At 70.8% G+C, this 13,871-nt stretch carries 12 protein-coding genes and 1 tRNA gene; 6 read left to right on the forward strand and 7 right to left on the reverse strand.

Annotated features, from left to right (window positions below; all coding sequences use genetic code 11):
- Positions 1-2: 2 nt before the first annotated feature.
- Genes thrC through argS form a run of 4 tightly spaced genes read right to left on the reverse strand, consistent with a single transcriptional unit; the run spans position 3 to position 5,430 of the window.
- Entirely contained in the window at positions 3-1,070 is a 1,068-nt protein-coding gene (gene thrC, locus BM127_RS08670; RefSeq protein WP_091197406.1) for a threonine synthase, read from the reverse strand.
- A complete protein-coding gene (locus tag BM127_RS08675) occupies positions 1,067-2,371 on the reverse strand; it encodes a homoserine dehydrogenase (RefSeq protein ID WP_091197409.1) in 1,305 nt (434 codons plus the stop codon). The genes thrC and BM127_RS08675 overlap by 4 nt, the downstream gene beginning before the upstream one ends.
- A complete protein-coding gene (lysA, locus tag BM127_RS08680) occupies positions 2,368-3,771 on the reverse strand; it encodes a diaminopimelate decarboxylase (protein WP_091197411.1) in 1,404 nt (467 codons plus the stop codon). Before lysA ends, BM127_RS08675 begins: the two co-directional genes overlap by 4 nt.
- A gap of 3 nt (positions 3,772-3,774) precedes the next feature.
- The gene (gene argS, locus BM127_RS08685) at positions 3,775-5,430 is read right to left on the reverse strand and encodes an arginine--tRNA ligase (protein WP_091197413.1); all 1,656 of its coding nucleotides are present in this window, start codon (positions 5,428-5,430) and stop codon (positions 3,775-3,777) included.
- 96 nt (positions 5,431-5,526) lie between these two features.
- Here argS and BM127_RS08690 point away from each other — a divergent pair, with 96 nt between their 5' ends.
- Together BM127_RS08690 and BM127_RS08695 are read left to right on the forward strand one after the other, a co-directional pair.
- Entirely contained in the window at positions 5,527-6,024 is a 498-nt protein-coding gene (locus BM127_RS08690; protein ID WP_091197416.1) for a thioesterase family protein, read from the forward strand.
- Between the two features lie 67 nt (positions 6,025-6,091).
- Positions 6,092-6,167, forward strand: a tRNA-Arg gene (locus BM127_RS08695).
- Between the two features lie 135 nt (positions 6,168-6,302).
- Here BM127_RS08695 and BM127_RS08700 read toward each other — a convergent pair.
- Both BM127_RS08700 and BM127_RS08705 read right to left on the reverse strand, forming a co-directional pair.
- Positions 6,303-7,211, reverse strand: coding sequence for an LCP family protein (locus BM127_RS08700; RefSeq protein WP_231263335.1), 909 nt, complete (start codon positions 7,209-7,211; stop codon positions 6,303-6,305).
- An 11-nt stretch (positions 7,212-7,222) separates the two neighbouring features.
- Positions 7,223-7,840 (reverse strand): hypothetical protein, encoded by a 618-nt coding sequence (locus BM127_RS08705; RefSeq protein ID WP_091197421.1) that lies wholly within the window; start codon positions 7,838-7,840, stop codon positions 7,223-7,225.
- Positions 7,841-8,012: 172 nt separating this feature from the next.
- Between BM127_RS08705 and BM127_RS08710 the strand changes: the two genes are divergently transcribed.
- The 4 genes from BM127_RS08710 to BM127_RS08725 are packed head-to-tail and all read left to right on the forward strand — an operon-like array spanning position 8,013 to position 13,191.
- Entirely contained in the window at positions 8,013-11,816 is a 3,804-nt protein-coding gene (locus tag BM127_RS08710) for a multifunctional oxoglutarate decarboxylase/oxoglutarate dehydrogenase thiamine pyrophosphate-binding subunit/dihydrolipoyllysine-residue succinyltransferase subunit (protein ID WP_091197424.1), read from the forward strand.
- 24 nt (positions 11,817-11,840) lie between these two features.
- Positions 11,841-12,017 carry a DUF6104 family protein gene (locus BM127_RS22215; RefSeq protein WP_091197426.1) on the forward strand — a complete coding sequence of 59 codons (177 nt, stop codon included), beginning with the start codon at positions 11,841-11,843 and terminating at the stop codon, positions 12,015-12,017.
- Positions 12,018-12,071: 54 nt separating this feature from the next.
- A complete protein-coding gene (locus tag BM127_RS08720) occupies positions 12,072-12,641 on the forward strand; it encodes a TetR family transcriptional regulator (RefSeq protein WP_276327186.1) in 570 nt (189 codons plus the stop codon).
- A 7-nt stretch (positions 12,642-12,648) separates the two neighbouring features.
- Positions 12,649-13,191, forward strand: coding sequence for a nitroreductase family deazaflavin-dependent oxidoreductase (locus tag BM127_RS08725; RefSeq protein WP_091197431.1), 543 nt, complete (start codon positions 12,649-12,651; stop codon positions 13,189-13,191).
- Here BM127_RS08725 and BM127_RS08730 read toward each other — a convergent pair.
- Entirely contained in the window at positions 13,154-13,849 is a 696-nt protein-coding gene (locus BM127_RS08730; protein ID WP_091197434.1) for an SDR family oxidoreductase, read from the reverse strand. The genes BM127_RS08725 and BM127_RS08730 overlap by 38 nt on opposite strands.
- Between the last annotated feature and the right edge of the window lie 22 nt (positions 13,850-13,871).

The raw sequence follows: 13,871 nt of genomic DNA on the forward strand, positions 1-13,871 counted from the left end.
GCTCAGGCGAGACCGGCGGCGGCCGCGGCCGCGTCGACGTCGGCATCGACGACCGTGTCGACGATGTCGGTGTGGCTCTCCAGCGCGGTGGCGGTGTCCTTGAGCCCGTGGCCGGTGACCGTGATGACCACGGACTTCCCGGCATAGCTCTCACCGGAGGCAAGCTCGGCCAGCATGCCGGCGACGCCGGCCGCCGAGGCAGGCTCGACGAAGACGCCGTCGCGTCGGGCGAGCTCGGCCTGCGCGGCGAGGATCTGCGCGTCGCTGACGGCGGCGAACCTGCCCTCGGACTCCTTGGCGGCCATCTCGGCCAGGTGCCACGAGGCCGGGTTGCCGACGCGGATGGCGGTGGCCTTGGTCTCCGGGTCGGGGAACGGCTCCCCTGTCACGAGCGGTGCCGCACCCTCGGCCTGGAACCCGCGCATCACCGGCAGCCGCGACGCGCGGCCGAGCTCGGCGTACTGCTGGTAGCCGAGCCAGTAGGCGGCGATGTTGCCGGCGTTGCCGACCGGCAGCAGGTGGTAGTCGGGGGCGTCTCCGAGGAAGTCGCACACCTCGAAGGACGCGGTCTTCTGCCCCTGCAGGCGGACCGGGTTGACCGAGTTGACCAGGGCGACCGGGTAGTCGCGGGCCAGGCCGCGGGCGAGATCGAGGCAGTGGTCGAAGTTGCCGCGGACCATGATGATCCGGGCGCCGTGGACGACGGCCTGGGCCATCTTGCCGGCGGCGATCTTGCCCTCGGGGATCAGCACGAGCGGCTTGAGCCCGGCCTTGGCGGCGTAGGCGGCCATCGAGGCCGACGTGTTGCCGGTCGAGGCGCAGACGACCGCCTCGGAGCCCTCGTGCTTGGCGACCGAGATGGCCGCGGTCATGCCGCGGTCCTTGAAGGAGCCGGTCGGGTTGTTGGCCTCGACCTTCAGCCACACCTCGCCGCCGGTGAGCCCGGACAGCCAGTCGGAGTGGACCAAGGGGGTGCCGCCCTCGCGCAGGGTGACCGCGACGAGTCCCTCGGGGAGGTCGAGGAGGTCGCGGTACTCCTCGATGACGCCCCGCCACTGACCGTTCGTCATTCGTCGCCGCCTTCCACGCGCATCACCGAGGTGACCTCGCGCACGATGTCCATGCTGCGGAGCTGGGCGACGGTGGCGCTCAGCGCCGCGTCGGGAGCGGCGTGCGAGACGACGACCAGCTGGGCGTCGGCCCCGCGGCCCTCCTGTCGGACCGTCTGGATCGACACGTCGTGGTCGGCGAAGGCGTTGGCGACCGCAGCGAGCACGCCCGCGCGGTCGTCGACGTCGATCGCGACGTGGTAGCGGGTGCGGGTCTCCCCCATCGGCTGCACCGCACGGTCGGCGTACGCCGACTCGCCGGGGCCGCGGGTGTGGGCGAGGCGGTTGCGCGCCACCGTGACCAGGTCGCCCAGCACCGCGCTCGCAGTGGGGGCGCCGCCCGCGCCGGGGCCGTAGAACATCAGCTGTCCGGCGGCCTCGGACTCGACGAAGACCGCGTTGTACGCACCGCGGACGCTGGCCAGCGGGTGGCTGCGCGGGATCATCGCCGGGTGCACCCGGGCCGCGACCTGGTCGCCCCGGAGCTCGCAGATCGCGAGCAGCTTGACGACGGAATTCATCTCTCGCGCCGACTGGACGTCGGCGGCGGTGACCTCGGAGATCCCCTCGCGGTAGACGTCGGCGGCGGTGACCCGGGAGTGGAAGGCGAGGCTGGCCAGGATCGCGGCCTTGGCTGCGGCGTCGAAGCCCTCCACGTCGGCGGTCGGATCTGCCTCGGCGTAGCCGAGCTCCTGCGCCTCCTCGAGTGCCTCGGAGAAGCCAGCGCCGGAGGTGTCCATCTTGTCGAGGATGAAGTTGGTGGTGCCGTTGACGATGCCGAGCACCCGGGTGACCTTGTCGCCGGCCAGCGACTCGCGCAGCGGCCGCAGGATCGGGATGGCACCGGCGACGGCGGCCTCGTAGTAGAGGTCGCGCTCGGCCTTGGCAGCCGCCTCGAAGAGGGTCGGTCCGTCCTCGGCGAGGAGCGCCTTGTTGGCGGTGACCACGCTCGCACCGTTCTCCAGCGCTGCGAGGATCAGCGACCGGGCCGGTTCCAGGCCGCCGATGACCTCGACCACGAGGTCGACGTCCTCACGGGAGACCAGGCCGACCGCGTCGGTGGTCAGCAGCCCGTGCGGCACCTCGATGTCGCGGGGCGCGTCCAGCCGGCGTACGGCGACGCCGACCAGCTCGACCGGCGCACCCACCCGGGCGGCCAGGTCGTCGTGCTGCTCGGTCAGCAGCCGCACCACCTGGGAGCCGACTGCGCCGCAGCCCAGCACCGCCACCTTGAGTGCGCGGTCGTCACTGCGCTCGTTCATGAGACACCCACATCGCTCGCCAACAGGTCGGCCTCAGTCTCTCGTCGGAGCACGGTGAAAGTCTTCCCGTCCCGAACTCCGATCACCGGAGGACGAAGTGCGTGGTTGTAGTTGGAGGCCATGGATCTGCAGTAGGCGCCGGTCCCGGGCACCGCCAGCAGGTCGCCGGGACGGACGTCGCCGGGCAGGAACTCGTCCTTGACGACGATGTCGCCTGCCTCGCAGTGCTTGCCGACGATCCGCGCCAGGACGGGCGGGGCGGCCGAGGCGCGCGACGCGAGGGTCGCGGAGTAGTCGGCGTCGTAGAGGGCGGTGCGGATGTTGTCGCTCATCCCGCCGTCGACCGAGACGTAGGTGCGGCGGGCGCCGCCGTCGAGGGCGACCTCCTTGACCGTGCCGACGTCGTAGACCGTGCACATCGCGGGCCCGACGATGGCGCGGCCCGGCTCGATCGAGAGCCGCGGCTCGGCGACCCCGAGCGCGCGGCACTCGTGCTCGACGATCTTCGACATCTCCGTGGCCAGCTGGGCGGGGTCGGACGGGTCGTCCTGGGTCGTGTAGGCGATGCCGAAGCCGCCGCCGAGGTCCATCTCGGGCATCTCGACGCCGATCTCCTCGCTCACCGTGGCGTGGAGCGCGAGCACGCGGCGGGCCGCGACCTCGAAGCCGGAGGTGTCGAAGATCTGGCTGCCGATGTGGGAGTGCAGCCCGAGCAGGTGCAGCGACGGCGCGTCGTGGACGAGGCGTACGGCGCGCAGCGCGTCACCACTGGCGATGGAGAAGCCGAACTTCTGGTCCTCGTGGGCGGTGGCGATGTACTCGTGGGTGTGGGCCTCGACGCCCGCGGTCACCCTGATCATCACGCCGGTCGTGCGACCGAGCTCGCGGGACACCTCGGTCAGCCGCTCGATCTCGTGGAACGAGTCGACGATGATCCGCCCGACGCCCAGCTCGACGGCTCGCTCGAGCTCGCGCAGCGTCTTGTTGTTGCCGTGGAAGCCGATGCGCTCCATCGGGAAGCCCGCCCGCTCGGCGACCAGCAGCTCGCCACCGGAGCAGACGTCCAGCGAGAGCCCCTCCTCCGCGAGCCAGCGGACGACGGTCGTGCAGAGGAAGGCCTTGCCCGCGTAGTAGACGTCGTAGGAGGAGAACGCGTCGCGGAAGGCGCGGGCCCGCGCGCGGAAGTCGGCCTCGTCCAGGACGTACGCCGGGGAGCCGTGCTCGCGGACCAGCTCGGGCAGCGGCACTCCCCCGACCGAGAGCACACCGTCGGACTTGGTGGCCGTCTGCGACCACAGGGGCGTGACGAGCTCGTTGGGGTCGGTCGGCTCACGCAGCCAGGAAGGTCCCCGGAGGGCGCCGTCGGCGTGCGCCCAGCCGGACGGGTGGGAGGTGGGCACGACTCACATCCGCTCGGGGGCGGAGACCCCGAGCAGGGACAGGCCGTTGGCGAGCACCACCCGGGTCGCGTCGACCAGTGTGAGCCGGGCGCGGTGCAGGTCACCGGCCTCCTCGTCGCCACGCGGGAGCACCCGGCAGCTGTCGTAGAAGCGGTGGTAGGTGCCCGATAGCTCCTCGAGGTAGCGCGCCACGCGGTGCGGCTCGCGCAGCTCCGCGGCGGCCTTGACCACCCGCGGGAACTCGGCGAGCGCGCGAAGGAGCTCGCCCTCCTTCTCGTGGACGAGGCGGTCGGGGTGGGACTCGGCGGTCAGTCCCAGGTCGGCCGCGTTGCGCATCAGGCTCGACACCCGGGCGTGCGCGTACTGCACGGTGAAGACCGGGTTGTCGTTCGTGGCCTTGGCCCACAGGTCGAGGTCGATGTCGATCGGCGAGTCGGAGTGGTAGCGCGCCAGGGCGTAGCGGCTGGCGTCGACGCCGATCGCGTCGACGAGGTCGTCGATGGACACGATGGTGCCGTTGCGCTTGGACATCCGCATCGGCTCACCGTCGCGCAGCAGGTTGACCATCTGCCCGATGAGGATCTCGAGGTTCTTGCCCGGCTCGTCGCCGAAGGCGGCGCACATGGCGTTCATCCGGCCGACGTAGCCGTGGTGATCGGCCCCGAGCATGATGAAGCAGCGGTCGAAGCCGCGCTCGCGCTTGTCGAGGTAGTAGCCGAGGTCGCCGGAGATGTAGGCGGGGGTGCCGTTGGACCGGATGATCACGCGGTCCTTGTCGTCGCCGTACTGCTCGGTGCGCAGCCAGAGCGCGCCGTCCTCGGTGTAGGTGTTGCCCATCTCGGTGAGCCGCGCGATGGCCCGCTCGACGGCGCCGGAGTCGTGGAGCGACTTCTCGTGGAAGTAGACGTCGAAGTCGACGCCGAAGTCGTGGAGGGACTGCTTGATCTCCTCGAACATCATGTCCACGCCGACCTGGCGGAAGACCTCCTGCGCAGCGGCGTCGTCGAGGTCCTTGACGTCCGGGCGCTGCTGGACGATCGCGCTCGCGATGTCGTGGATGTACTGGCCGCCGTAGCCGTCCTCCGGGGCCGGACGGCCCTGCGCGCTCGCCAGCAGCGAGGAGCTGAAGCGGTCGATCTGGGCGCCGTGGTCGTTGAAGTAGTACTCGCGGGTGACCTCGGCGCCGGTCTTGGTGAAGATCCGGCCGAGGGCGTCACCGACGGCGGCCCAGCGCACCCCGCCGAGGTGCAGGGGGCCGGTGGGGTTGGCGGAGACGAACTCGAGGTTGATCTTCTCGCCGGCGAAGGCGTCGGAGGAGCCGTACGCCTCTCCCGCCGCGACGATGTCGGCAGCGACCTGGCCCTGGGCAGCGGCCTCGACCGTGATGTTGAGGAACCCCGGCCCGGCGACCTCGACGGCGCCGATGCCGTCCCGCTCGCCCAGCGCGCCGGCCAGCAGGTCCGCGAACGCGCGCGGATTGGTGCCGGCCTTCTTGGCGAGCTGCAGCGCGACGTTGGTGGCGTAGTCGCCGTGGCCCTTCTGCCGCGGTCGCTCCACCGTGACCTGGGTCGGCACGCCGTCGGGCAGCGTGATCGCGCCGTCGGCCACGAGGGCCGCCAGCGCGTCGACGATGGTCTCGGAGAGCTGCTCAGGAGTCACCCGCCCAGCCTATCGGCGGGGCCTGCCACCGACCGAACCGGTTTCACCCCCTGGCCTCGGACACACCCGGCCCCTTTGGGCCTAGTGTTCTGCGCTGTGACGACGCACCCGACCTACGACCAGCTGATCGCCCTCCCGGCCTACGTCGAGCAGCCCGTGCCGATGCCGTTCGAGGACATCAACGGCCACCTCAACGTCCGCCACTACATCGGCATCGCCAGCGAGGGCCTCGACGAGTCGCTCGTCGAGGTCGGCATCCCGCAGATGTGGCCGCTGACGCACGGGCAGGCCTGCTTCACCGCCGAGCACCACGTGACCTACCTCAACGAGCTGCGCACCGGCGACTCCATGTCGGCCCGGGTGCGCCTGCTGGGCCGCTCCGAGCGTGCCTGCCACGCGCTGGTGTACGTGCTCGACGAGACCCACCAGCGCGTTGCCTGCGTGGTCGAGGAGATCTTCCTCCACATCGAGATGGACAGCCGGCTGACCGCGCCCTGGCCCGACGACGTGGCGGCCGCGATCGACGCCCGCGTGGCCGAGCACCGGGCGCTCCCCTTCGACGCGGACACCAACGGCTCCCTCGCCCTGCGCTGAGGCGGTTTCACGACCGCGGCGACCGACCGGTAGTCTTCACCGCGCACTGGCCCCGGGGCCGGTGCGGGCCTCCGTAGCTCAGGGGATAGAGCACTGGTTTCCGGTACCAGGTGCCGCAGGTTCGAATCCTGCCGGAGGCGCCACGCGCCACACGAGCGGCAGCACCCGTCGGGTGCTGCCGCTCGCTGCATGTCGGAGGTTCCCTGCCAACTCACCAGTTGGCGCGCCAACTCGTCGGTTGGCGACCTGGGTGGACGCGGCAAGGAGCGGCGCAGCGCTCAGCAGCCGCGCAACGTCGCGTCGGCCCGGGCCTCGCGCCCGAGCCGACGAGCCTGCGCGACGTCGGGGAAGACCACGCTGGCCGCGCCGACGAAGCCCACCCGCCCGCGGACGACGCACGTGGTGATCTTCGACGGGTCCACCTGCGCGACCGCCTGGGCGAGCTCGAAGAGCTCGGCGGGCGAGGCGTTGGTGGCCATGTGCTCCATCACGGTCATCACGCCGCGCTCGATGAAGCCGGGCCGGTCGGCCTGGGACCGGATCCGGGCGTGGATGCCGCGCAGGGTGCGCTGCTGGTTGGCCGAGCGGTCGAAGTCGCCACCCGAGAGTCCCTTGCGGATCCTCGAGAAGGCCATCGCGTTGTAGCCGTCGAGGTGGATGAGGCCCTTCGCGAAGCCCTCCTTCTTGAGGTAGGGGTCCTGGAACCGGCGCGGGTTGGTCACGGTGATCCCGCCGATGTCGTCCACCATGTCCTCGAAGAACGGGAACCGGGTCACCATGACGTAGTCGGGCTCGATGCCGACGAGGTTGCGCATCGCTCCGGCCATGCCGCGCGGGCCGGCGAAGTAGAGCGCGGAGTTGATCTTCTCGCGACCGTGCCCGGGGATGCTCACCCACGAGTCGCGAGGCACGCCGATCGCGGTCGCGGCGCCCGTACGGGCATTGATCCCGACCAGCTGGAGCGCGTCTCCGCGTGCGCGTCTCATGTCCTGCCCGGGTCGGGCGTCGGAGCCGATCGCGAGGATCCACACGACGTCCGCGCCGCCGACGGCGACGCCCTGGGCGTGGCGGATCTTGACCAGGCTGACATCGGTCGACTGCACGGCTGACGGGGGTACGACGAACGCCGTGACGGCCAGGACTCCCACCAGTACGGCAGCCTTCGCTGCTCGACGAATGCGCTGCACCACCGGGTTCATCACCGCGCTCCCTTCGCGACGTCGTAGCCGAAGATGCGCCACGCACCCCGCTTGAAGGTGAGGAACAGGCGACCCCGTACGACGGTGGTGCCGGCCTTCTGGCCGCTCGCCTCGAATCGCAGCCTGAAGTGCGCCGTCACCGAGCGCGCCTCCTTGCCGGTGGCGAGGATGTCGAGGGACACCTCGCGGTGGCGGGCCGTCACCGCGTCGACGGCCGGCGCCTTGGTCTCGTTGGTGAGCAGCGCCTTGTCCGACCGGGCGCGCTCCTCGGCGCCGTCGGTGAAGCCGGGGAACGCCGAGGGGAAGCTGCTGCGGGGGTAGGCACCGCCGAGGTAGGCCGCGTCCCACCAGCGGTCGACGACCTCGCCGACCTCACGGCGTACGTCCTTGCGACGGGCGTCGGGCAGCCGGCCGAAGACCCGGTGGATCCTGGTCGTGGTCTCGAGGGGGTGCGACGCGAGCGTCGCCTGCGCGTCGTTGCGGCTGATCCGCTCGGGTGCCGCCGAGGGGTCCGAGCCCGAGCGGCAGGAGGCCGCCGACAGCGGCAGGACGAGGGCAAGCACGAGCGTCGCGCTGCGGCGGGCCCACGAGGTGCGGCCCGGTGAGGGGCGTGGCATGACGACTCCAGCAGGGGTGGTGCGGGTGGGACAGGGGGTGTGGTCGACACCATGCCTCAAAGTCCATCCCCGCCCCTGCATTTGAAGGCGTGTGCGACTAGCCTTGTCAGCGCCCTAGTCAGGCACAGTTGTCCAACCCTTGCGCGAAGAGTTCTGAAAGAGGCGAAAACGCGTGGCGCAGTCCCCGAACGGGCAGTCCGGCAACCAGTCCTCGGTTGCTCCATCCTCTGACCTGGGAGCCAACGAGTGGCTCGTCGAGGAGATGAAGGAGCAGTACGACAAGGACCCCGGGAGCGTGGGTCCTGAGTGGGCGGCGTACTTCGGGAACGGCACCGAGGCGCCCGAGAAGGCAGCGGTGAAGGCACCCGAGAAGGCAGCGGCGAAGGCCCCGGAGAAGGCACCTGCCGCCGCACCGGCCAAGGCCCCGGCCGCAGCGCCGGCGAAGGCCCCGGCGGCCGCGCCCGCCGCCGCCCCTGCCAAGACGCCCGCCGCGCCGAAGTCGACGCCCCGCCCGGCCGCGGCCGCCGACGAGCCCGCCAAGGGCACCACCAAGCCGGTGGCGAAGGACCCCAAGCCGGCCGCCCCGTCGCAGACGAGCGACGAGCCCACCTACACCGTCCTGCGCGGCGCACCGGCGCGCACCGTGGCCAACATGGACGCCTCCCTGACCGTGCCCACCGCCACCTCGGTGCGCTCGGTGCCGGTCAAGCTGCTGTGGGACAACCGCACGGTCATCAACAACCACCTCGCTCGCGCCCGCGGCGGCAAGGTCTCCTTCACCCACCTCATCGGCTACGCCCTGATCAAGGCGCTGCGGTCGATGCCGGAGATGAACGTCGGGTTTGAGGTCGTCGACGGCAAGCCCAACCTGATCACCCCGGCCCACATCAACCTCGGCCTCGCGATCGACATGAAGAAGCCCGACGGCACCCGCCAGCTGCTCGTGCCGAGCATCAAGGGCGCCGAGACGATGGACTTCGCCGCGTTCTGGACGGCGTACGAGGACGTGGTGCGCAAGGCACGCGACAACAAGCTCGCCGTGACCGACTTCCAGGGCACCACGATCTCGCTGACCAACCCCGGCGGCATCGGCACCGTGCACTCGGTGCCGCGGCTGATGGCCGGCCAGGGCGCGATCATCGGCGTCGGCGCCATGGAGTACTCCCCCGAGTGGCAGGGCGCCTCCGACGAGGCCATCAACCGCAACGCGATCAGCAAGTCGATGACGTTGACCTCGACCTACGACCACCGCGTCATCCAGGGTGCGCAGTCGGGCGAGTTCCTCAAGCGCGTGCACGCGCTGCTCATCGGGGAGAACGACTTCTACGACGAGATCTTCCGATCGCTGCGCATCCCCTACGAGCCGATCCGCTGGGCCCGCGACGTCGTGGCCAGCCACGACGACGACATCGTCAAGCAGGCCCGCATCCTCGAGCTGATCCATGCCTACCGCGTGCGCGGCCACCTGATGGCCGACACCGACCCGCTGGAGTACCGCCAGCGCAGCCACCCCGACCTCGAGATCGAGTCGCACGGGCTCACGCTGTGGGACCTCGACCGCGAGTTCGCGACCGGCTCGTTCGGTGGCGAGGGCCGCCGCTTCATGAAGCTGCGCAACATCCTCGGCATCCTGCGCGACTCCTACTGCCGCACGACCGGCATCGAGTACATGCACATCATGGATCCCGAGCAGCGCAAGTGGATCCAGGAGCGCGTCGAGCAGCCGCACGTGAAGCCGCCCCGCGAGGAGCAGCTTCGGATCCTGCTGAAGCTCAACCAGGCCGAGGCCTTCGAGACCTTCCTGCAGACCAAGTTCGTCGGCCAGAAGCGCTTCAGCCTCGAGGGCGGCGAGACCACCATCCCGCTGGTCGACGAGATCTGCGAGGCCGCCGCCGAGACCGGCCTCGACGAGGTCACCATCGGCATGGCCCACCGCGGCCGGCTCAACATGCTCGCCAACATCGTGGGCAAGAAGTACAGCCAGATCTTCCGCGAGTTCGAGGGCAACATCGACCCGCGGACCGTCCAGGGCTCCGGCGACGTGAAGTACCACCTCGGCGCCGAGGGCGAGTTCGTGGCCGGGTCGGGCGACAAGATCAAGGTCTCCGTGGCCGCCAACCCCTCGCACCTCGAGGCGGTCAACCCGGTGCTCGAGGGCATCGCGCGCGCCAAGCAGGACCTGCTCGACCAGGGTGAGAAGTTCCCCGTCCTCCCCCTGCTCGTGCACGGCGACGCCGCGTTCGCCGGGCAGGGCGTGGTCGCCGAGACGCTCAACCTCTCGCAGCTGCGCGGCTACCGCACCGGCGGCACCGTCCACGTCGTGATCAACAACCAGGTCGGCTTCACCACCGCACCGGGCTCCTCGCGCTCCTCCCTCTACGCCACAGACGTGGCGCGGATGGTCCAGGCGCCGATCTTCCACGTCAACGGTGACGACCCGGAGGCGTGCATCCGCGTCGCCCGGCTCGCCTTCGACTACCGCCAGACGTTCAACAAGGACGTCGTCATCGACCTGGTCTGCTACCGCCGGCGCGGGCACAACGAGGGCGACGACCCGTCGTACACCCAGCCGCTGATGTACGACCTGATCGAGCAGAAGCGCTCCGTGCGCAAGCTCTACACCGAGTCCCTCATCGGCCGTGGCGACATCACGATCGAGGAGGCCGAGCAGGTCCTCAAGGACTACCAGCAGCAGCTGGAGCGGGTCTTCACCGAGGTCCGCGAGGCCAGCTCCGAGGCGCCCACCGAGTGGACGACGGTCCCCGACTACCCGGACAAGCCGGCGGGCGACTTCTCGACCGCGGTGACCCCGGAGGTCCTCAAGCGGATCGCCGACTCCTACGTCACGCCGCCGGACAACTTCACCGTGCACCCCAAGGTGATGCCGCAGCTGCAGCGCCGCTCGGCCGCGATCACCGACGGCCCGATCGACTGGGGCACCGGCGAGATCCTCGCCTTCGGCTCGCTGCTCATGGACGGACGGCCCGTACGGCTGGCCGGCCAGGACTCGCGCCGTGGCACGTTCGTCTCGCGCTTCGCCACGATCATCGACCGGGTCAACGCCGACGAGTGGACGCCGCTGACCAACCTCACCGAGGACCAGGCGAAGTTCCACGTCTACGACTCGCTGCTCTCGGAGTACGCCGCCCTCGGGTTCGAGTACGGCTACTCCGTCGCGCGGCCCGAGGCGCTCGTCCTCTGGGAGGCGCAGTTCGGCGACTTCGTCAACGGCGCGCAGACGGTGATCGACGAGTTCATCTCGGCGGGCGAGACCAAGTGGCGCCAGCAGTCCGGCGTCGTGCTCCTGCTCCCCCACGGCTACGAGGGCCAGGGCCCCGACCACAGCTCGGCCCGCATCGAGCGCTTCCTCACGATGTGCGCCGAGGACGCGATGGTGGTCGCGCAGCCCTCGACCCCCGCGTCGTACTTCCACCTGCTGCGGCGGCACTCGCTCGGCGAGGAGCACCGCCCGCTGATCGTCTTCACGCCGAAGTCGATGCTCAAGCGCAAGGAAGCGGCCTCGCAGCCCGGCGACTTCATCGGCAGCACGACCTTCCGCCCCTTCATCGGTGACGAGGCGGCCGACCCGGAGCAGGTCGAGACGCTGATCATGTGCTCGGGCCGCGTCACGTGGGACCTCATGGTCGACCGTGCCAAGCGCGAGAACGGCGCGAAGTTCGCCATCGCCCGCATCGAGCGGCTCTACCCCAACCCCCGCGAGGAGATCCGCGCGGAGATCGCCAAGTACCCGAACCTGAAAGCGATCCGCTGGGTGCAGGACGAGCCGCGCAACATGGGCCCGTGGCCGCACTACCAGCTCAACGTGTGGCCCGAGCTCGGGCTGACCGTCGAGCCGGTCACCCGCCCGTCGTCGGCGTCGCCGTCGGTCGGCACGGTCAAGCGTCACGTGGAGGAGCAGAAGACGCTCCTCGACGCGGCCTTCGAGTCCCCGCGCAGCAGCGGCGACGACTACTGAGTCACCAGGTCCCGAGGAGGAGAGATGTACTTCACCGACCGCGGGATCGAGGAGCTCGAGCGACGCCGGGGTGACGAGGAGGTCACCCTGGCGTGGCTCGCCGAGCAGCTGCAGGGCTTCGTCGACGCGCACCCGGACTTCGAGATCCCGATCGAGCGGCTGGCCGTGTGGTTGGCGCGGCTCGACGACCCCGAGGACTGAGCCATCAGCGACCCCGGCACGCGGGCGGAGGGCAAGGAGCGGACGAGACGCGCGATCCTCGATGCCGCGTTGGCCCTGGCCGCGGACTCCAACCTCGCGGCGATCTCGCTGCGCCAGGTCGCCAAGCAGGTCGGGGTCGTCCCGACCGCCTTTTACCGCCACTTCGGCTCGCTGGAGCTGCTCGGGCTGGCCCTCGTCGACGAGAGCTTCCGGTCGCTGCGCGAGATGCTGCTCGACGTCTGGCGCCATGCCCCGGAGTACCGCGACTTCATCGACGGCTCGCTGCCGATCGTCGCGCAGCACGTGCGCGAGAACCGCTCCCACTACGCCTTCATCGCCCGCGAGCGCACAGCCGGCCCGCCCCGCGTGCGCGAGGCGATCAGCCGCGAGATCGACCTGATCACCCGTGAGCTCGCCACGGACGTCGCCCGCACCGGGGCTGCGGACCAGTACTCCAGCACCGACATCGCGCTGCTCGCCGACCTGATCGTCTCCTTCGTGGTGACGATGGCCGAGCGTCTCGTCGAGGATCCCGAGTCCGAGGCACGCACGTTGGCTGAGGCACGCACCCAGCTGCGGATGCTGCTCGTCGGCGCGCTCAACTGGCGCTCACGGGAGGCATGATCACCGCATGGGCCTCGCCAGCGACCTCGACTACTCGCACTCGTCCGCCAACCCGCTGCACCGGTTCGTCCGCTGGGCGGCCGGCACGCGACCCGGCGGCTGGGTGTTCGCGCACTCCCTGCGCCACCTCGACGACGTCGTCGTACGCCTCTCGCGGGGACGGCACAGCGCGCCGAGCCTGCTGGCCGGGCTCGCGGTCCTCGAGGTGACCACGACGGGCCGCAGGTCCGGGCAGCGACGCTCGAGCCACCTCATCGCGACGCCGTACGACGACACGCTGGCGCTGCTGGGCACCAACTTCGGCCAGGCCTCGACCCCCGCCTGGGTGCTCAACCTGGAGGCGGACCCGCACGCCACGGTCACCTATCGCGGCACCACCCGAGAGGTGACCGCGCGGGCGGCGACGCCGGCGGAGACCGAGGAGGTCTTCGCACTGGCCGGGCAGTTCTACCCCGGCTACCTGAGCTACCGGCAGCGCGTCGGGGGCACCCGCCGGATCCGGGCGTTCGTGCTCACGTCCCCGGACGCGGGACGACCGGTCGGACCGTGACGTCCGGGATGGTCGCGTCGGCCGGCAGGTCGATCACGTGCAGGATCGTGTCGACGACGGTCTCCGCGCTGATCCAGCGCGAGGAGTCGTAGGTCCGCCCCTCCTGCTCGTGCACCTTCTCCTGCATCGGCGTCGCCGTGCGGCTGGGATAGACCGTGCTGACGCGCACCCCCGAGTCGACCTCCTCCGCGCGGAGGGAGTCGGCGAAGGCGCGCAGGCCGAACTTCGAGGCGGCGTACGCCGACCAGCCGGCGCTGGCGGAGAGCCCGGCCGAGGAGTTGACGAACACGACCGTGCCGCGACTGCCGCGCAGGTGCGGGAGGAGCTCGCGGGTCAGGGCGGCGGGTGCGGTGAGGTTCACCGCGATCTGCTCCTCCCAGTCCGCGAGCCGCAGCCGGCCGACCGGTCCGAGGTCGACCACGCCGGCCACGTGCAGCAGGGTGTCCACTCCCCCGTCGACCTGGCGGCCGAGGCCGTTGAGCGTGCCGGGGTCGGCGAGGTCGGCGACCAGCACCTGGGCGCGCGGGAAGGTGTCCTCGAGCTCAGCGGCCCTCGCGTCGTTGCGGACGACGAGGACGAGGTCGTCGCCGCGCCCGGCCAGTCGCTGCGCCAGCGCGAGGCCGATGCCGGACCCGGCGCCGGTGAGGACGTGCTTCACGACCCGCTCACCGCGTTCTCCG

Origin of the sequence: Nocardioides alpinus, assembly GCF_900112035.1 — a bacterium.
In the GTDB taxonomy this organism is placed as follows: Bacteria; Actinomycetota; Actinomycetes; order Propionibacteriales; family Nocardioidaceae; genus Nocardioides; species Nocardioides alpinus.